Source organism: Klebsiella sp. P1927, assembly GCF_018204675.1.
Lineage (GTDB): Bacteria > Pseudomonadota > Gammaproteobacteria > Enterobacterales > Enterobacteriaceae > Klebsiella > Klebsiella pneumoniae.
In genome coordinates this window covers 3,031,079-3,047,896 of the sequence record NZ_CP073377.1, presented here as the reverse complement: position 1 = coordinate 3,047,896, position 16,818 = coordinate 3,031,079, and the positions used below count along the sequence as shown (strand labels likewise).

The 16,818-nt window shown below is 50.5% G+C and carries 20 protein-coding genes; 8 read left to right on the top strand and 12 right to left on the bottom strand.

Annotated elements, in window-relative coordinates:
- Positions 1-38: 38 nt before the first annotated feature.
- Complete coding sequence (locus tag KB892_RS15530; RefSeq protein ID WP_004150805.1) at positions 39-401, top strand: cupin domain-containing protein; 363 nt, start codon at positions 39-41, stop codon at positions 399-401.
- Between the two features lie 54 nt (positions 402-455).
- On the opposite strand, the gene purB is transcribed toward KB892_RS15530, so the two are convergent.
- The 5 genes from purB to rluE are packed head-to-tail and all read right to left on the bottom strand — an operon-like array spanning position 456 to position 4,814.
- Positions 456-1,826: an adenylosuccinate lyase gene (gene purB, locus KB892_RS15525; protein WP_004150804.1), complete on the bottom strand. Its 1,371-nt coding sequence runs from the start codon at positions 1,824-1,826 to the stop codon at positions 456-458.
- Between the two features lie 3 nt (positions 1,827-1,829).
- Positions 1,830-2,471: a high frequency lysogenization protein HflD gene (gene hflD / locus KB892_RS15520; RefSeq protein ID WP_004140557.1), complete on the bottom strand. Its 642-nt coding sequence runs from the start codon at positions 2,469-2,471 to the stop codon at positions 1,830-1,832.
- Positions 2,472-2,525: 54 nt separating this feature from the next.
- Complete coding sequence (gene mnmA / locus KB892_RS15515; protein ID WP_004150803.1) at positions 2,526-3,632, bottom strand: tRNA 2-thiouridine(34) synthase MnmA; 1,107 nt, start codon at positions 3,630-3,632, stop codon at positions 2,526-2,528.
- Between the two features lie 56 nt (positions 3,633-3,688).
- The gene (locus KB892_RS15510) at positions 3,689-4,147 is read right to left on the bottom strand and encodes an NUDIX hydrolase (protein WP_004150802.1); all 459 of its coding nucleotides are present in this window, start codon (positions 4,145-4,147) and stop codon (positions 3,689-3,691) included.
- A gap of 16 nt (positions 4,148-4,163) precedes the next feature.
- A complete protein-coding gene (rluE, locus tag KB892_RS15505; protein ID WP_004150801.1) occupies positions 4,164-4,814 on the bottom strand; it encodes a 23S rRNA pseudouridine(2457) synthase RluE in 651 nt (216 codons plus the stop codon).
- Between the two features lie 240 nt (positions 4,815-5,054).
- On the opposite strand from rluE, the gene icd reads away from it, so the two are divergent.
- On the top strand, positions 5,055-6,305 hold the full coding sequence (gene icd / locus KB892_RS15500; protein ID WP_004150800.1) for an NADP-dependent isocitrate dehydrogenase: 1,251 nt from the start codon (positions 5,055-5,057) through the stop codon (positions 6,303-6,305).
- A 117-nt stretch (positions 6,306-6,422) separates the two neighbouring features.
- On the opposite strand, the gene KB892_RS15495 is transcribed toward icd, so the two are convergent.
- From KB892_RS15495 to KB892_RS15475, 5 genes are all read right to left on the bottom strand, one after another.
- Positions 6,423-7,550, bottom strand: coding sequence for a site-specific integrase (locus KB892_RS15495; RefSeq protein ID WP_032418030.1), 1,128 nt, complete (start codon positions 7,548-7,550; stop codon positions 6,423-6,425).
- The gene (locus KB892_RS15490) at positions 7,531-7,776 is read right to left on the bottom strand and encodes an excisionase (RefSeq protein WP_012542206.1); all 246 of its coding nucleotides are present in this window, start codon (positions 7,774-7,776) and stop codon (positions 7,531-7,533) included. The genes KB892_RS15495 and KB892_RS15490 overlap by 20 nt, the downstream gene beginning before the upstream one ends.
- Before the next feature lie 52 nt (positions 7,777-7,828).
- Complete coding sequence (locus tag KB892_RS15485) at positions 7,829-9,967, bottom strand: 3'-5' exonuclease (protein WP_062954978.1); 2,139 nt, start codon at positions 9,965-9,967, stop codon at positions 7,829-7,831.
- Positions 9,968-10,108: 141 nt separating this feature from the next.
- Positions 10,109-10,453: an Rrf2 family transcriptional regulator gene (locus tag KB892_RS15480; protein WP_014228879.1), complete on the bottom strand. Its 345-nt coding sequence runs from the start codon at positions 10,451-10,453 to the stop codon at positions 10,109-10,111.
- 42 nt (positions 10,454-10,495) lie between these two features.
- Positions 10,496-10,690, bottom strand: coding sequence for a DUF1482 family protein (locus KB892_RS15475; RefSeq protein ID WP_023279538.1), 195 nt, complete (start codon positions 10,688-10,690; stop codon positions 10,496-10,498).
- Positions 10,691-10,936: 246 nt separating this feature from the next.
- Here KB892_RS15475 and KB892_RS15470 point away from each other — a divergent pair, with 246 nt between their 5' ends.
- The gene (locus KB892_RS15470) at positions 10,937-11,395 is read left to right on the top strand and encodes a hypothetical protein (protein ID WP_223178620.1); all 459 of its coding nucleotides are present in this window, start codon (positions 10,937-10,939) and stop codon (positions 11,393-11,395) included.
- A 321-nt stretch (positions 11,396-11,716) separates the two neighbouring features.
- On the opposite strand, the gene KB892_RS15465 is transcribed toward KB892_RS15470, so the two are convergent.
- Positions 11,717-12,154 carry a helix-turn-helix domain-containing protein gene (locus KB892_RS15465; protein ID WP_077257742.1) on the bottom strand — a complete coding sequence of 146 codons (438 nt, stop codon included), beginning with the start codon at positions 12,152-12,154 and terminating at the stop codon, positions 11,717-11,719.
- A gap of 88 nt (positions 12,155-12,242) precedes the next feature.
- Between KB892_RS15465 and KB892_RS15460 the strand changes: the two genes are divergently transcribed.
- Genes KB892_RS15460 through KB892_RS15445 form a run of 5 tightly spaced genes read left to right on the top strand, consistent with a single transcriptional unit; the run spans position 12,243 to position 14,999 of the window.
- Entirely contained in the window at positions 12,243-12,467 is a 225-nt protein-coding gene (locus tag KB892_RS15460; protein ID WP_071561166.1) for a transcriptional regulator, read from the top strand.
- A 2-nt stretch (positions 12,468-12,469) separates the two neighbouring features.
- Entirely contained in the window at positions 12,470-13,024 is a 555-nt protein-coding gene (locus KB892_RS15455; RefSeq protein ID WP_046622349.1) for a toxin YdaT family protein, read from the top strand.
- 44 nt (positions 13,025-13,068) lie between these two features.
- Positions 13,069-14,088, top strand: a complete 1,020-nt coding sequence (locus tag KB892_RS31180; RefSeq protein WP_072353967.1) for a DnaT-like ssDNA-binding domain-containing protein — start codon at positions 13,069-13,071, stop codon at positions 14,086-14,088.
- A complete protein-coding gene (locus tag KB892_RS15450; RefSeq protein ID WP_223172883.1) occupies positions 14,000-14,545 on the top strand; it encodes a replication protein P in 546 nt (181 codons plus the stop codon). The genes KB892_RS31180 and KB892_RS15450 overlap by 89 nt, the downstream gene beginning before the upstream one ends.
- Before the next feature lie 13 nt (positions 14,546-14,558).
- The gene (locus tag KB892_RS15445) at positions 14,559-14,999 is read left to right on the top strand and encodes a hypothetical protein (protein WP_032443841.1); all 441 of its coding nucleotides are present in this window, start codon (positions 14,559-14,561) and stop codon (positions 14,997-14,999) included.
- A 348-nt stretch (positions 15,000-15,347) separates the two neighbouring features.
- On the opposite strand, the gene KB892_RS15440 is transcribed toward KB892_RS15445, so the two are convergent.
- Positions 15,348-16,739, bottom strand: coding sequence for a hypothetical protein (locus tag KB892_RS15440; protein ID WP_062954977.1), 1,392 nt, complete (start codon positions 16,737-16,739; stop codon positions 15,348-15,350).
- Positions 16,740-16,818: the final 79 nt, after the last annotated feature.

The following is a 16,818-nucleotide window of genomic DNA, read 5'->3' as shown; positions in this document are numbered from 1 at the left end:
GAACTATGCTGACTGCCTTTATCACAAGGAGACAGCCCATGTATCAACTCGTTAATCTTGCTCAGAAATTTTCCCTGTTCAGCGAACAATGGCAGCCCAAAGTGGTGGCTGAAATGAACGACTATCAGTTCAAGGTCGTGCGCATCGCCGGCGACTTTATCTGGCACAGCCACCTGGAAACCGATGAGACATTGATGGTGGTGGAGGGGGTATTGCGCGTGGACTTCCGCGACGGGCATGTGCTGGTGAAGGCCGGGGAGATGATCGTCGTGCCGCGCGGGGTGGAACATAAGACCTCGGCGGAGACGGAAGCGAAGCTGATGCTGATTGAGCCGCGCGGGGTGTTGAATACCGGCCACGAGGGCGGCGAGCGGACGGCGGTGAACGACGTTTGGATCTGATCCCTTTCCGGCGATAAAACGCCCCTCTTTCCGGCGGAAAGAGGGGCAGGGCGATTACTTCAGCTCGTCAACCATGGTGGTTGCCCGACCGATATAGTTGGCCGGGGTCATCGCTTTGAGACGCACTTTTTCCTCTTCCGGCAGGGCGAGGCTGTCAATAAACTGCTTCATCCCTTCCGCGTCCACGCGTTTGCCGCGGGTCAGCTCTTTCAGCTTCTCGTACGGTTTTTCGATACCGTAACGACGCATCACGGTCTGGATCGGCTCAGCCAGTACTTCCCAGTTGTGATCCAGTTCGTCCAGCAGGCGATCCTGGTTCAGCTCCAGCTTGCTGATCCCTTTGAGGGTGGACTGATAGGCGATCAGCGCATAGCCGATGCCCACGCCGAGGTTACGCAGAACGGTGGAGTCGGTCAGGTCGCGCTGCCAGCGGGAAACCGGCAGTTTGCTGGCCAGGTGCTGCATGACCGCATTGGCCAGGCCGAGATTGCCTTCGGAGTTTTCGAAGTCAATCGGGTTCACCTTGTGCGGCATGGTGGAGGAGCCGATTTCCCCGGCGATGGTCTTCTGTTTGAAGTGGTTGAGCGCGATGTAGCCCCACACGTCGCGATCGAAGTCGATCAGAATGGTGTTGAAGCGCGCGATGCAGTCAAACAGCTCAGCGATATAGTCATGCGGCTCGATCTGCGTGGTGTACGGGTTCCACTGAATACCCAGCGAGGTAACGAACTCTTCGCTGAACTGATGCCAGTCGACTTCCGGGTAGGCGGCGATGTGGGCGTTGTAGTTACCCACCGCGCCGTTGATTTTACCGAGGATTTCCACCTGGTTCAGCTGACGATACTGCCGCTCCATACGGTAGGCGACGTTCGCCATCTCTTTACCCATGGTGGACGGCGTTGCCGGCTGGCCGTGGGTACGGGAGAGCAGCGGCACATCGCGGTACTGGGTCGCCAGATCTTTTACCGCGTCAATCAGCTTGCGCCAGTAAGGCAGAACCACTTCGTCGCGGGCGGTTTTCAGCATCAGCGCGTGGGAGAGGTTATTAATGTCTTCAGACGTACAGGCGAAGTGAATAAACTCTGATACCGCGTGCAGCTCGGCGATGTCAGCGACTTTTTCTTTCAGGAAATACTCTACCGCTTTCACGTCGTGGTTAGTGGTGCGCTCGATGGTTTTGATGCGCTCCGCGTCTTCAACGCTGAAATCGGCGACGATTTTATCAAGGAAACCGTTTGCGTCGGCAGCAAAAGCAGGAACTTCCTTGATCGCTGCGTGGGCGGCCAGTTTTTGCAGCCAACGTACTTCCACCTGAACGCGGAATTTCAGCAAACCGAATTCGCTGAAGATACCGCGCAGCGCGCTGACTTTATCGCCGTAGCGGCCGTCTACAGGGGAAACGGCGGTCAGTGAGGATAATTCCATAGATCACAACTCCGGGGTTAAATGAGCAAGAATTTGCTTTGCCTGGTTAACCAGACGATTACGGGAAAACATAAGCTGCAGACGTCCGCCGCCCACCTGATGCCAGAGCACCGCGGCGCGAATACCCGCCAGCAGCGCTGAGCGAACTTTCGCCTGCACCTGCGGGCTTTGCAGCACGGCAGGGGAGCCGGTCACCTGAATACGCGGCCCCAGCGGGCTTATCACATCGACATAGATGCCCGCCATGGCGCTGAGCAGCGTTTCGGACTGCAGGTCAAAGTGTTCCAGCTGACGGTGCAGGCCGGCGATGCGGTTGCCGAGCGTGTCCATCGCCCCTTTACTGGCGGCGAGCTTGCGCTCCAGCACCATCAGGCTCAGGGTATAGCGCGTCAGTTCAGCATTGAGGCCCTGACGGCTGCTGGTATTGAGCACCCCTAGCAGCGTTTCAAGACCGAGGCGAAGATTGGCTTCACTGCCACCGAACACCGCCAGCGTCGACTCAGGATCGAGGTCGATGATGCTGTTCAGCGACACATGCAGGGCATCGCTGTCGCAATGTCCCTGATGCGCCAGTTGCTGAACCAGTCGCGCCGCCTGGCAAACGCCAGCCAGCGCCAGGGTGATGTCATAGTAATTCTTCGCCACACATACTCCTTGTCAGCCGCCAGGGCGGTTCGTCCCGGCGGAAATAACGCGCGTTCAGGACTGCAGAGGCAGTCGTTGTTCAATAATTCCGCCGCCGAGGCACACTTCCCCTAAATAGAACACTGCGGACTGGCCCGGGGTCACCGCCGCGACCGGCTCATCGAAGCGGACTTCGATACGGTCTTCATCCAGCGCGGTAACGGTGCAGGGGATATCGGTCTGGCGATAGCGGGTTTTCACCGTGCAGCGCAGGGTGCCCTGCAGCGGTTCACGGTTTACCCAGTGCAGCTGTTGGGCAATCAGACCGACGGACATCAGGCGCGGGTGGTCATGGCCCTGGGCGACGATAAGAATATTATTCTCAACGTCTTTATCGACCACGTACCATGGATCTTCGCTACCCTCTTTGGTGCCGCCGATACCCAGCCCTTTACGCTGGCCCAGGGTGTGGTACATCAGCCCCTGATGAGTACCGATCTCCTCGCCGTCGACGGTGAGGATTTTGCCCGGCTGCGCCGGCAGATAGCGGCCAAGGAAATCGCGGAATTTACGCTCGCCGATAAAGCAGATGCCGGTGGAATCTTTTTTCTTCGCGGTGATCAGATCCAGCTCTTCGGCGATCTTACGCACCTGCGGTTTTTCCAGCTCACCCACCGGGAACAGGCTCTGGGCAATCTGCTCGTGGCTAAGGGTGTAGAGGAAGTAGCTCTGATCTTTGTTGCCGTCGAGGCCGCGCAGCAGCTGGCTTTTACCGTCGACATCGGCGCGGCGCACATAGTGCCCGGTGGCGATGTAGTCGGCGCCGAGGTCTTCGGCAGCAAACTCGAGGAAGGCTTTAAATTTGATCTCTTTATTGCACAGAATATCCGGGTTCGGCGTGCGGCCGGCTTTGTACTCTTCCAGGAAGAGCTCAAAGACGTTATCCCAATATTCGGCGGCAAAGTTAACGGTGTGCAGTTCAATGCCCAGCTTATCGCAGACCGCTTGCGCATCGGCAAGGTCGGCGGCGGCGGTGCAGTATTCCTCGCCGTCGTCTTCCTCCCAGTTCTTCATGAACAGGCCTTCCACCTTATACCCTTGCTGCAGCAGCAGGTACGCGGAGACCGAGGAGTCGACGCCGCCGGACATGCCGACGATCACTTTTTTCTGGCTTTCTGACATGGAAATACTCGCTACATTGAACTTCGAGGCGGCGTATTCTAGCACGCGCTCACCGTTCATTCACCCCCTGTGAACGGCCAGTTAAATGCGCCAATCAGCGACAGCGGCTGCCGCGGGTCCTGCAGGTAGCAGCGAATGCTTTCGGCAACCAGCGGCGAGCGCAGGTTCGGCGCGTTAAGAATTTCCTCAGCACTGAGCCACAGGCAGCGATCGATATCGCTGTCGTGTGGTTCAGTGGCGCACAGATCGCTAAGTTCGATGGCGAACAGGAAGCGCAGAAACGGCGTGTTATCGGGAGCCAGCCACTGATGCATGCGGATGAAGTGCTGCGGCGTGGCGCGAATGCCGGTCTCTTCCCACAGTTCACGTTCGGCGGCCTGCAGCAGCGTTTCATTGGCCTCGAGATGGCCCGCCGGCTGGTTCCACAGCGCTTTGCCGTTAATGGTTTCTTCGACGATGAGAAATTTATCCTGGGCGTGAACCACGCAGGCAACGGTGACATGAGGTTTAAACATCGCTTTTCCTTTTCAGTTATTCGGCTTTGCGCCAGTCGCCGTTGGCCAGTCCGTCGAGGGTATAGCCGCCCATGGCGTAGCGGATCAGCCGCAGGGTGGGGAAGCCGACGTGGGCGGTCATCCGGCGCACCTGGCGGTTGCGTCCCTCGTAGAGCGTGATTTTCAACCAGCGGGTGGGAATCGATTTGCGCTCACGAATCGGCGGGTTGCGCGGCCACAGCCAGACGGGTTCCTCGACAAGTTCTACGCCGGCAGGCAGGGTGGGGCCGTCGTTAAGGGTGACGCCGTCGCGCAAGGCGGTCAGCGCCTCGGGCGTGGGTTCGCCTTCCACCTGAACATAGTAGATCTTGCCGGTGCGCTTACCCGGCTGGGTCAGCTTCGCCTGCAGCGCGCCGTCGTTGGTCAGCACCAGCAGGCCTTCGCTGTCGCGATCGAGCCGACCTGCGGCGTAGACGCCCGCCACCGGAATAAAATCTTTTAGCGTGCTGCGCCCGGCTTCATCGGTAAATTGCGGCAACACATCATAGGGTTTATTGAACAAGATCACAGTTTTTGGCTGGCGTTCTTTACGTTGTCTGGTGACTTGTTGTGTGCTGAATCGCTCAACGCGATGTTTTCTAAATGAAGTTTTCTGCATGGTATTTTCAGGCTTTATCAATTGCCGCATTATAGCCTAATTACGAATGCCTTTCATGGACGCAAACATTCAGGTAGTATTGACATGCTCATTACAAATTATTAACAAAAAATTGCTCAAACCGATTCGCACTACAGGCAGGAAGGCGACACGGACGCGATAGCTCCGGTTAGCGGGAAGACCCGGTACGCCGAAGCTGGCCGACTCAGCCAACACCAGGCTCGCGTGAAGAGGGAAGAGCAGAACCAGAAGCGCTCGAAGGAGAGGTTAATGGAAAGCAAAGTAGTAGTTCCGGCGGAAGGTCAAAAAATCACCCTGCAAAACGGCAAACTGAACGTCCCTCACAATCCGATTATCCCGTTCATTGAAGGTGACGGTATCGGCGTTGACGTTACCCCAGCGATGCTGAAAGTGGTTGATGCCGCCGTTGAGAAAGCCTATAAGGGCGAGCGTAAAATTTCCTGGATGGAAGTTTACACCGGTGAGAAATCAACCCACGTCTATGGCCAGGACGTCTGGCTGCCAGCTGAAACCCTCGATCTGATTCGTGACTACCGCGTTGCTATCAAAGGTCCTCTGACCACCCCAGTCGGCGGCGGCATTCGTTCTCTGAACGTGGCGCTGCGCCAGGAGCTGGATCTTTACGTCTGCCTGCGTCCGGTACGTTACTACCAGGGCACCCCGAGCCCGGTTAAACACCCGGAACTGACCGACATGGTTATCTTCCGTGAAAACTCAGAAGATATCTATGCGGGTATCGAGTGGAAAGCCGACTCTGCGGAAGCAGACAAAGTGATCAAATTCCTGCGCGATGAGATGGGCGTGAAGAAAATTCGCTTCCCGGAACATTGCGGCATCGGCATCAAGCCGTGCTCTGAAGAAGGCACCAAACGCCTGGTGCGCGCCGCGATTGAATACGCGATCACCAACGATCGTGATTCCGTCACTCTGGTGCACAAAGGCAACATCATGAAGTTCACCGAAGGCGCGTTCAAAGACTGGGGCTACCAGCTGGCTCGCGAAGAGTTCGGCGGCGAGCTGATCGACGGCGGTCCGTGGGTGAAAATCAAGAACCCGAACACCGGCAAAGAGATCGTGGTGAAAGACGTGATCGCCGATGCGTTCCTGCAGCAGATCCTGCTGCGTCCGGCGGAATACGACGTTATCGCCTGTATGAACCTGAACGGCGACTATATCTCTGACGCCCTGGCGGCGCAGGTTGGCGGTATCGGTATCGCCCCGGGCGCCAACATCGGTGACGAGTGCGCGCTGTTCGAAGCGACTCACGGTACTGCGCCGAAGTATGCCGGCCAGGACAAAGTGAACCCGGGCTCCATCATCCTGTCCGCAGAGATGATGCTGCGCCACATGCAGTGGTTCGAAGCCGCAGACCTGATCGTCAAAGGCATGGAAGGCGCTATCGCCGCCAAGACCGTGACCTATGACTTCGAACGTCTGATGGAAGGCGCTAAGCTGCTGAAATGTTCAGAGTTTGGCGACGCGATTATCGCGAACATGTAATCTGGCCCTCAGATTATGTCAGAACGGGAACCTGGTGGTTCCCGTTTTTATTATTAGCTTTCGAACGGTTATCAAAATTTTATCAAAATAAGTTATCAAAACCCCTCCCGAAAAACCTCATAAGGCCACCGTTGTCCACCCCTTACCTCGATCATCATGGTATCTATCCGTTTGTTGTTGAGTTTTATGTCCAAGTAAATCTTTCGTGTTTATACCCTGGGCTTTATATAACCGCTCGGAAAGCGATCTTTGTTCATGGAAAGTTGCCGGTGTACCTTGTCCCCAGTCAATATCTGCACTGTCTCTTGCCTTGCTGAAATTCATGGTCAGTGTTCTGGGTTTCACCTGCGCTCCTCGCTCAGCCTGTGAGGTGGTTCTAAAGAAATGAACCAAATAAGGGCTTACTGCATAATCCCGGCAACGACTGATTACATCTCGGAGGCTCCAGTTGATTGCGTTGCAACGCAGAGCTAATGGTATAGCGATTTTGCTTCCGGTTTTCTCTTGCTCAACGTGTAGATGATCGTCCCAGATGTCCGAGAATTTCATACGGGATATATCACCTAGTCGCTGTCCTGTTACTATGGCTAAAAGCATGGCGTTCCCCATGTATTTGTGATTTTCATCGGCTATATCAAAAATCTTTTGCCATTCCTCCAGAGTGAGGCGTTGGCGAGTGATCTTTCTACGAGGTTGTTTAGTTGCTAGTGCAGGGTTATAACCAGGAGGTACTTCTCCCGCATGCTGAGCTTCTTTAAAAACATCTATTAGGACAGAGCGAATGACCTGAGCCATTCTGGGTTGTCCCTCCGCTAAATATTCATCAAGAATTTGCGCAACATCTCGAACATTGACAGCGGATATTAATTTCATTCCTACACGTTCCTTAAGCAGAGATACTGGTTTTGCTTTTTGTTTGATAGTGTTTTCTTTAATATCTCCGGACTTTAATCTTTCCTGCTGAATCTTCCAGTAACGTTCAAGCCAGGTGTTAGTTGATATTGATTTTCCTGAGTTGGTGGATATTCTGTCAGTGATTGCCATTATCTGGCGGGTTTGTTGTTCCGCCAGTCTTTTATTTGCTTCAATAGCTATTGCCGTGGCCTCTGCTTCATCTGTACCTAGACTATGAAACTTACCAGTTATCGGGTGCTTATAACGCCAGTATACTTTATTAACCTTTCTACTGTAGAGCGGGTATAAATTTGGAATAGATATATTATTTTTACGTGGTCTGGCAGCCATCGTTCAAAATCCTCTGCAAAAGAACAGGGTCGCTTTTCTTTACTACAGGAGTGGTCAATGTACCGACCAACTCAGCATCCTCCCTGACGCGCCAGAATCGACCTTCTTTTTTGGCTGGGGGAGAAAACATATTCTGTTTAGCATAATTCCTGAGAGTGGAAACACTTGGAGGATTGCTTCTGTATTTCTCGTTTGCCCACTCTTCAAGGGTTAACATCTGGAGCATATGTTTTACCTCATTATGGCCCATTGCTGGGCCAGTATCTGAAAATAAAAAATCAGTTTTGCATCAATTTTTGCAGCACCTGATTGCCGGAAATTATTCGCTGCCAGATTGCTGATACATAGCGGGCCTGATGAATAGCATCAGCGAGGGCATTGTGACGATCACCTTCAAACGGGATCGTTGTTTTGGGGTCGAAGCCAATGGCCTGGCCGAGCTCTACCATTGTTCGTACGTCCCGATCGTTCCAGTATTCCCACGGATAATCTTCAGCAATGCAATCGTAAGAAGAACGCAGAATGGAGTTATCGAATGACGCACCGTTACCCCATACCTGTGCCTTTTTGCTCCCGCCAGCAACATTATCAGAGACAAATTCTCTGAACTGGAGTAATGCATCCAGCAACGGGATAGCATCATCATTTACGATCGCAGAGCGTGCTTCGGAGGACTGCTTAAGCCACCAGATAACAGTAGATGGATCGATTACGGCGCCCCAATTCACAGAGGATTCAAGGCATACGACTTTATAGAAACTTTCTCCAATAGAGCCGGTTGCCGGGTCAAAAACAACCGCACCAATAGCGACGATAGGGGCGTTATGTTTTTTACCCATGGTTTCCAGATCAACCATAACGTGAACATAATCAATAGGCTGATCTTCCTCCTTATTATGAGGACCGGATTCAATATCTACAGCATCCGTTTGATGAACAACTTCATCTGTTTTTTCTTTTTGGTTAACCTTGCCAGTAACGTCAACAAGACCGTCAATGGAAAATTCTCCGTCCCCAATTTTTGAAACCTCAGGTTGCCTTGATTTGGGAAGGTCTTCGGTTACCCACTTCGGATCAGTAGGGTCGCTAATCCCTTCGACATATTCGCCGCGCTCGGCGGCCAGAACCTGATTAGCGTTCGGACGCTGCTTTTGAGCTTCTTTTACGAGTTCGGTGCCAACTGCTTTAAAGTCAGAGGAGAGTGTTTCCAGTTTTGCGCTGCTATCCTCTCCGGCGATTGCTTGGTTTATTGCATCCAGAGTGACTGCAGCAGATGGAATATGTCCCGCCTTGGCAAGCATTTCAGCGCTTGGGGTATCATGCTTATGTTCAGTCAGATTCGCGTTGATGTAGCCACGCAACCGATCTGGAAAAGGAGTTATTCCACTGGATGCTTCCCTGATCAGTGCAAAAATCGCTGCACGGGAATAATCAAGGATGCCTGGTGTGCTCCGTAATGCTGCAGACCATTCTTTAAATGGACTTTCTTTCTTCTGTACTATTTCCTTCGCGCGGCGGTGGACTGATGCCGGAAAATTATAGATATCAAAATCCATAGGCATCGTCGCAAGGGCGATCTCTATATCCAGAGTATCCAGCGAATGCTGATAATCCGGATTGCGGTCAGTTTTGTTACCGCCACCAGCATTGGCGCCGGTATCGGTTTTGTTTATTGAGGTGATATAGTTTCCAGCAGCCCATTCCTTTGTAAGGATCCCGCGGTCAATGTGCGACGTTTCAAGCCACAATTTGGCGAACTGAATTTGCTTGCCGAGCTCATGGCGTTTCCCCACAGGAAATACGCTCTTAAATGCACTGGTAAATTTCCACAGGCCAGGCATATCATATTTTTTAAGTTCCGGAATATTTTCTGCCGTCAGCAGCAGATTCTGCACACCGTGATTATCCGTATCCATTTCCATCGCTGAAAGGCGGTTACGATGAGGAATGCTAATGTGATACACGTGACGTTCGTCGGCCATATACTGGGCAAGCAGCTGCGTGCGGAATGACATTTCCGCCAGGTTGAAGAGTGCTTCTTCATTGTTCGAATAGTCTTCTTCATCGCTATTTGCAGGAGAGATATCGTTTTCTGTTTTACTGGGGGGCTGTGGTTCAGCAGCCGCCGGCGCAACGATTTTTTGCCATGTCAGCCCGTCTTCACCACCAAGCTCGTAGCGATCGCACCAGGTGTCATCCAGTACACCTTCTTCCGGTAAGTCATCAACGATGAGCCAGTTGGTGCGGATCGGCAGCTGATGGCTGGCGCCGCGGCCAACGTTAATTTCAGCGTCTTCCAGGATGTCCAGGATTTTGCGCTCGGCGCGAGAATCGGATTTAGCAGAGAACCAGCAGAAGAGACTTTTCGCTTCGTTTGCTTTTGCCTTAGCTTTAATGAGATACGGGTAGTTGTTCATTGCGTTTGGGCTCCTTTGGATTGTAAGATACCCGGCAGCTGATGGCAGCCGCCCTGGTGGTGGTCATTGGTCAAAACTCGATTCCGGAAAGCTTTGGTCGGCTGACCGGGTACTTAACCCGCCTTGCGCGGGTTTTGTGCTTTATGGGGCTGGCGAATCGCCCCGTAGCAGCTGTGATACGCGAACGTCGTCAAGCGCTCGCAGGATAGGCTCAAAAGTTTTATGGGCTGGCAGTTTAGATACTGCAGTGATCACTTCTGTAACGGTGATGTCATCGCCGCGGGGGCTATAACCACCACCTGGGCCACGCTGTGAAATAACCAGGTTACCCGCCCGCAGCTTTTTGAAGATCTGCTCAAGGTATGAAGTAGACAGCTTTGACTCTTTACTGATGGCCGTCAGTGAAACGGGCGAGCCGTCATAGAGCTTATTCAAAGTGGCGGCGGCCTGGACAGATGCCAGAACGCGTTTCATTCCAAATTCCATAATCACTTCTCCGGCCGTAACGGCCATTGGTCAAAACTCGATTCAAAAACTCACTGCAGGCCGTTGGTCGTCAGCCATTTTTTGTGCATTTCGGTAGGGGAGACACTGGCCCTGTACTTTTTGTTCATCGGCGTTGCTGTTGCAACTGGCCTCTGATGGATAAACACCGATCAGAACATCAGAGCATTCACCAGTGAGAGCACACACGCTGATGACAAGGGCAAACAGGGTATTCATGCTTCAGCCTCAGGGTTTCCTTTCTGCGCCAGCAAGTAACACAGCTGGCGTAGTCTCACCTCGAACCAGTTCAGGCGAGTCGCCTGGTTCCCGGTAGGTACTCGGGCAAAATCCTTCATAGTTATCTCCAGTTAACTCAGTATTAGGATGTGGTTTTGCAATGCGGCGCCGGGTGCCTCCCGGTGACGGCAGCCAGTTAACAACTACCGCCGACAACTTTTTCCCCACAACGTGTGAATAACCGCCATGTTTACTTTTTTAACTGTGTCGCGTGCGCATAGCCGCATTCACCGCATTGCAAACCCTACTAGTCGTCATGCCTGTCTTTTCACCACTTCAGGCTCGGTGGTATTCTTGGCGCTCTCACACAGCCAAATAAAAGAGAGCAAAATGTCTCGTAGCCCTATACCTGTCTTCTGGTACGAAAATCCCGCTCACTATGAAGAATTCCAAAAAATCCTTTCAGATGCTTACGTCCTTCCCTTTGACTACCACGACTGGCGTATCCGCACCGATAGCATGGTGGAGCGCTACGAAAACAGCGGTATCCAGGCTGTGAAGGTGGTAGCCAGCACTTACGATTTCATCACCTGGTGCCAGGCCCATGGACGTGATATCAGTACCAAAAGCTGCAATGATTACGCGGTCTCCGAATCGGGCCTCCAAATCCTGCGCGACAGAGAGTTTGATTGGGGAGACGAGTAAAAAGTAAATTTTCCCTATCTTGGATATATCTATTCTCATAGTGATGCCCTATCTCATGCCTGTAACGCCGGCCGGCGGAACGTTATAACCTGCTGCGAATTCTTCTTGTCGTCATCTCATCCGGTGTTTCGTATGCCGCCGGCAGCTACTTCGTGGGCTTCCTGCCTCGATGACTGAATTTGTAATATCAGACTACAAATAAATATGTCAGTTATCAATGTTTTTATGACACAAAAAATGGATATGATTGTTTTTGTGTGAGATTTGGTGATTTTTGGGTATAAAAAAAGCCGCTGTAAGCGGCCTTCTCAGTGGCAAGATTTAGTCTTTTTCGAATGGAGGGGGGATTTTTCGCTTACTCAGGAACTCAGCCATAAACCGATCTAACTCTTCCAGTCGCGTTCTCGCTAGTTCAATAAATCTGTCCTGCTCCACTTCAGGAAGTTGATCAAATACTTCTAATAACTCTAATTGCTTCTGATTTAGTACTGTTTTGCTGGCTGTGACAGCCTGTAATGAAGACTCTTCTTCATCCGTCATAAAGAACCAATACAGTGGTTTTCCAAGTGCTTGCGGGAATAACTCTAACTTTTCCTTTCGCGGGAAGTTACCTGTATTGCACCAGTTACTGACTGTCTGAGAGTTTACACCCACTCGCCGGCCTAACTCAGATTGAGATATACCAGCCTCATCAAGAGCTCTTAACAGCCGTTCTTCGAAGTTCATATTCGCATCCAAATCAAACCAGTAACCAAGCATACAAAGTTTCTTAGCACTTGTGACTGATTAAGTTTCTTGACATTGACAAATTATTTATCAAATATGTGACAAATTTTTAGGAGGAAACATGCAAGAAACGGTTCAAAAGAAAATCATTTCCCTTTGTGGCAGTCAATCTGAACTAGCTCGCCGTTTGGGGAAGAACTCTCAAACAGTATCGGTTTGGTTTCGAACTCAGGTTGCAAGTACTGAGGTACTCAACGCATGCAGGGTTCTGGATTGGCAAGTGACGCCTCATGAGCTTAGACCCGATCTTTACCCAAACCCGACTGACGGACTTCCAAAGGACTAAACATGCAAACCATATCTTTCAAAAATCATACTTCTATGTTGGGTATGCAACAGAAAACGGAAAATCAGTATTCACCACGGCGTCGGGACAGCGTTAAGTGCCGGACCATCTTTGCAGCAGTTCGTGAGTGGGAGGCAACCTTACCCGGGCGCGCGCAGGAGCACGTCGCACAGCTGGTGGCCGAACAGTGGGAGAAACAAGACGGTCGCGGCATCAGCGTTAATAAACAAAACCTGTACCGCTACCTGAAAAACGAATCTGGATCAGAGAAGTACACCAGTTACGTCATGCAGCTTTCAGGAGCGATCGCTGATGCAATGCCTATTGAGATTGCGCGCAAACACGGATTGAAACGTGGATTGACTGAAAGCGAGCTGGTGGCTCAAGCAATCAAAGAGTGTAGCGAAGCGCACCAGGCAAAATTGCTTGGCGCTCCGTTGCAAAAGTTAGAACGTGAAATTCGGGAGGCAGCAATTGCACTTTTTAACATGCTTCCTGCAGATGCGGCGGGACCACTACTGGCGAGCATAAGCGCCGTAGCGCCACAGTTTTTTTAATCGAGTTTTGACAATGAGTACCGTACAGAAAATAGGGGGGCTTCATGAGCATTGACGCAATGCGATGGGCCAAAAAAGTCAAGACAGGGAAGTCCTCTGCAAAAGCTGTTCTGACCTGGATGGCCGACATGTGCGGAGCTGATCTCTGTGCTTTTCCATCCATTCCTGCGCTGGCAGAAGCAACTGAGCTGGATAAGAAAACGGTCCAGTCGAGCCTGCAGTATCTGATCTCGATCGGGCTTATTGAAGATACAGGTGAACGGCGTGGAAAGACTAAACAAATCCCGGTTTACCGACTTCTTGGTGTGGAAGAAAGCGTTGCTGAAATTGAACACACCCAAAAACGGGAACATTACCAAAAACGGGATCGTTTAAACATTCCCGAAAACGGGGTTGTTACAGCTGAAAAGGCACCCGAAAACGGGACTGTTTCCTGTACGCAAAACAACCAAACGATCCCGTTTTTTCCGTCAAACGATCCCAAAAACGGGATCCGGAATCTACCAGAGGAACCAAAAGATATAACCCCCACACATAGGGTTCTGGTCGAACCAGTTGTGCCTGACTATCCGAATCAACCGGGAATAGTTCCTGGTGAAACACAAGCATTCGGAAAATTTGCGATGTATTTCGGGTGGAAACCTTCCGAGGATTTTCCCCGACTGTCAACGATTTGGGGAATGCCATTAAGACCGGGGATAAATCTTGCTGCCGAGTTAAGCAGCTTCATCGCGTACTGGCAGGTTGAAGGCAGGGCGTTTCACCAGGTCCAGTGGGAGCAAAAACTAGCAAGACATCTTAACCGTGCGGAAGTCCGCCAGAAAAAACCAGCGAACGGGAGTAACGATCATGTGGGAGTACGAGCAGAGCCAGCAGCATCCAGAGCTGTTCAACAGATTCGAGCCGCCCGTGAGCAACGGTTGCGAGTTGCAGGAACAGACGGCCGTAGAAACGGCGTGGCGCCTATGGGAAGTGATGGGCGAAATCTTTTCGAACCGATGGATCCTGAAGAACGGAGAGGAACCATCAGAGCTCTGGATCGCTCAGATTGGGTCGATGAGTGAAGCCCAGATTACGCTGGTTTGCCGGCAGTGCATGGAGCGTTGCGCCGCGGGCAGCACATGGCCGCCGGATCTCGCTGAGTTCGTTGCGCTGGTATCTGCCAGCGGTGCTAACCCGTTCAGTCTGACATCCGATGCAGTGATGGCGGAGTACAAACGCTGGAGAAACGAGTCTTACCGATATTCGGGAAGCGACAAATACCCATGGAAACAGGATGTTCTGTATCACATTTGCATTGAGATGCGCAGAACTGGAGTTGAGAGGAACCTGACGGAGGGAGAGCTGAAAAAACTGGCAGAAAACTTACTCACGAAATGGACCAAACACATGGCTAACGGGTTTTCGATTCCCCCGATTCGTCGGCAGTTGGCAGCACCGAGGCATCCAGCAGGGCCGACGCCAGCGCAGATTCTGATGGGAGAGTACAAACGCCGCAAGGCTGCAGGTTTAACCAAGTAAACGAGTTTTGACCATGACCAAACAATCAAAAACCAAAGTAACCAAAGCGCAGATGGTGCTTGCCATCGTTAGCCGGACGCCAGAATGCGTCCTGCAGGATGTCTGTGATGCGCTGGACTTGCAAGCCAGTACAGCAGGTAACTTGCTGCGGCAGCTACATGCCGCGGGAAAACTCCATCGTACCCATAACGGCTGCCAGTACGTCTATCGAGTGGGTGCAGGCGTTGAGGTTCCCGATGTTGCCCTGCCGCAGGCTGCAACACAATTATCTGAAGAAGATGTGAAAAAAGTCCAGGACGCACTGTCACTGGCGAAGATGCTGGAAGACAAAAAGCTGTGGCGCCGGGCTGCGACTGTTTACACCTCGATGCTTGGGATGGCTACAACAGCAAACGAACTCTGGTTGCTTGCCAGAATGCGTAACCGCTGCCTGCGCAATGTGGCGAGGTGGTGAATATGCCTTAAATAGAATCAACAGCAGCTGGTACGGGATGTCAAAGCTAAGTTTAATTATTCCGGGGTGAGGCAAAGCTGAGATGTCCGCTGAGTGCCAACAACGGACATTATGGAAGGTCAGAATAAAAGATTAAAATGGGATGCTGTGTGCAAAAAACGCATTTTTTGCGGTTTTCTCAAGGTTTTGCTCTGCACCTTCCTGGGATACTCCACCAACAGAATACGAAAATCAATATTATCAACGATCCGGAAGTGTCTAGATTATCCGTGGCTATTCACTATAGGGCAGGATCGTCTACCGGGGCGGGGTCAGTCCATCTAGGGATGGGAAATCCCATCCTAGGACTTATGCTTTATATTGCTTTTTGAGATCGCTTCTAGCATAGCTCCACTCAATAATATTGTCGGGTCGTTGCTGATCAAAAAGGATTCGGGATTCAATACCATTACCTAAAAAGCTGGCATGCCCATTTACGTAAGAAGCTATCCCTTGCGAACCAACATGAAGAATATTTTCTAACGGTTGCTTTGTGCTTTCCGCATTGCTAAGAAGAAATAAACTTGGGTACATTTTGTTGGCACGGTGAAAAAAAAGTTCATTGTCAAAACACATTACGATGATTATTTTCCCCGACATGATATCGGAGAGCATTTCAGTTGGCAGATGCAAACTCATAAATGGCCGAGACAAAGGGTCAAAGAATGAATCGTTTATATTCACAACAGGGCTTTTTATACCGATACTATCCATCCATCCATTGAAGGCAACAAAACCCATTCCAGAATCACGGTACATCCCTAAGAACAAACATTCATCAATAGTATCAATTGCCCAATTTTTTCCTCCACGAATAACCTCCCACATTTTAAATAAGCGGTGGGTATAGAATTCAGACGGAAGATCTATTTCATCGATTTTAACTTTAGACTGATGGAGGTTGTCAAAGCCCTCGCCAGTATTAATCGCCTCCAGCACATTCATGCCACGTACGACTTGCCTTTTTATGCGTTTAAATTGCTTAACATCATTGCCAGACATATTGTTTTTGAAGTTTTCTTCAAAGTGCGGACACTTTGAGATAACAGAAAATTCGGCAGCTTCATAAATCTCATTATTCTTTTTACCTGTTTTAACTTCCACAAGCTGGAAGCCATCCAGTGGATTAAAGGTGACTAAATCCCCCACATGAACAAATGTACTCATATCAGAGACAATTGCTATGGCGTGTTTGTCCTGATTGATAAGATCAGCTGCGACCATAGAATCAATTATGTTATCTTCTGATAGATTGTCATTGACTGCATTAATAGGTAAACGCCGCAAACTCGAGTGTTCTTCATCAAGAATGCTCCAAATTAGTGAGTCAACACAACGGCGAAGAATAAGAACTTCAATTTTTTTTAAATTTATTTCATCAATACACTTTTCTTTCTTTGCTTTATCCTTGTTTCGATGATGCTCGTTTTTTTTAACTTCTAATTTTTTTATATCTCTCAGCCGAAAAACAATTTCAGACGATATAATTTTCTGTGCGTCTTTCCAATTTTTGAGGCAAGCTTCATACTCTGTAAGAAAATCCTCATTATTAGAAGGTGGTTCTTGAGTTGGATTTTCCCCCCTTATCATATTGGCAAGTGAATGCAGTCGAGCTACAAAATGAGGTGAAAAAACTGTCCAAAATTTCCTAAACGGTTTGTACTTTTCAATAAAAGCTGATTCTTCAGTATAATTTACCATAACTAAACATGCCTCTTATCTGTTTTTCTCAAGGTACAATCTACCAACCTTATTTTTACATAATTATAGTTATAATGTG

Bases quoted from the DNA above. Each gene is read 5' to 3' on its own strand.
- KB892_RS15510 (WP_004150802.1), bottom strand. From the start codon at position 4,147: ATGTTTAAACCTCATGTCACCGTTGCCTGCGTGGTTCACGCCCAGGAT.
- KB892_RS15465 (WP_077257742.1), bottom strand. From the start codon at position 12,154: ATGCTTGGTTACTGGTTTGATTTGGATGCGAATATGAACTTCGAAGAA.
- KB892_RS15450 (WP_223172883.1), top strand. From the start codon at position 14,000: ATGGGCGAAATCTTTTCGAACCGATGGATCCTGAAGAACGGAGAGGAA.
- KB892_RS15480 (WP_014228879.1), bottom strand. From the start codon at position 10,453: ATGGAATTTGGAATGAAACGCGTTCTGGCATCTGTCCAGGCCGCCGCC.
- KB892_RS15455 (WP_046622349.1), top strand. From the start codon at position 12,470: ATGCAAACCATATCTTTCAAAAATCATACTTCTATGTTGGGTATGCAA.
- icd (WP_004150800.1), top strand. From the start codon at position 5,055: ATGGAAAGCAAAGTAGTAGTTCCGGCGGAAGGTCAAAAAATCACCCTG.
- rluE (WP_004150801.1), bottom strand. From the start codon at position 4,814: ATGCGGCAATTGATAAAGCCTGAAAATACCATGCAGAAAACTTCATTT.
- mnmA (WP_004150803.1), bottom strand. From the start codon at position 3,632: ATGTCAGAAAGCCAGAAAAAAGTGATCGTCGGCATGTCCGGCGGCGTC.
- purB (WP_004150804.1), bottom strand. From the start codon at position 1,826: ATGGAATTATCCTCACTGACCGCCGTTTCCCCTGTAGACGGCCGCTAC.
- KB892_RS15530 (WP_004150805.1), top strand. From the start codon at position 39: ATGTATCAACTCGTTAATCTTGCTCAGAAATTTTCCCTGTTCAGCGAA.
- KB892_RS31180 (WP_072353967.1), top strand. From the start codon at position 13,069: ATGAGCATTGACGCAATGCGATGGGCCAAAAAAGTCAAGACAGGGAAG.
- KB892_RS15490 (WP_012542206.1), bottom strand. From the start codon at position 7,776: ATGCTCCAGATGTTAACCCTTGAAGAGTGGGCAAACGAGAAATACAGA.
- KB892_RS15485 (WP_062954978.1), bottom strand. From the start codon at position 9,967: ATGAACAACTACCCGTATCTCATTAAAGCTAAGGCAAAAGCAAACGAA.
- KB892_RS15440 (WP_062954977.1), bottom strand. From the start codon at position 16,739: ATGGTAAATTATACTGAAGAATCAGCTTTTATTGAAAAGTACAAACCG.
- KB892_RS15445 (WP_032443841.1), top strand. From the start codon at position 14,559: ATGACCAAACAATCAAAAACCAAAGTAACCAAAGCGCAGATGGTGCTT.
- KB892_RS15495 (WP_032418030.1), bottom strand. From the start codon at position 7,550: ATGGCTGCCAGACCACGTAAAAATAATATATCTATTCCAAATTTATAC.
- KB892_RS15470 (WP_223178620.1), top strand. From the start codon at position 10,937: ATGTTTACTTTTTTAACTGTGTCGCGTGCGCATAGCCGCATTCACCGC.
- KB892_RS15475 (WP_023279538.1), bottom strand. From the start codon at position 10,690: ATGAATACCCTGTTTGCCCTTGTCATCAGCGTGTGTGCTCTCACTGGT.
- KB892_RS15460 (WP_071561166.1), top strand. From the start codon at position 12,243: ATGCAAGAAACGGTTCAAAAGAAAATCATTTCCCTTTGTGGCAGTCAA.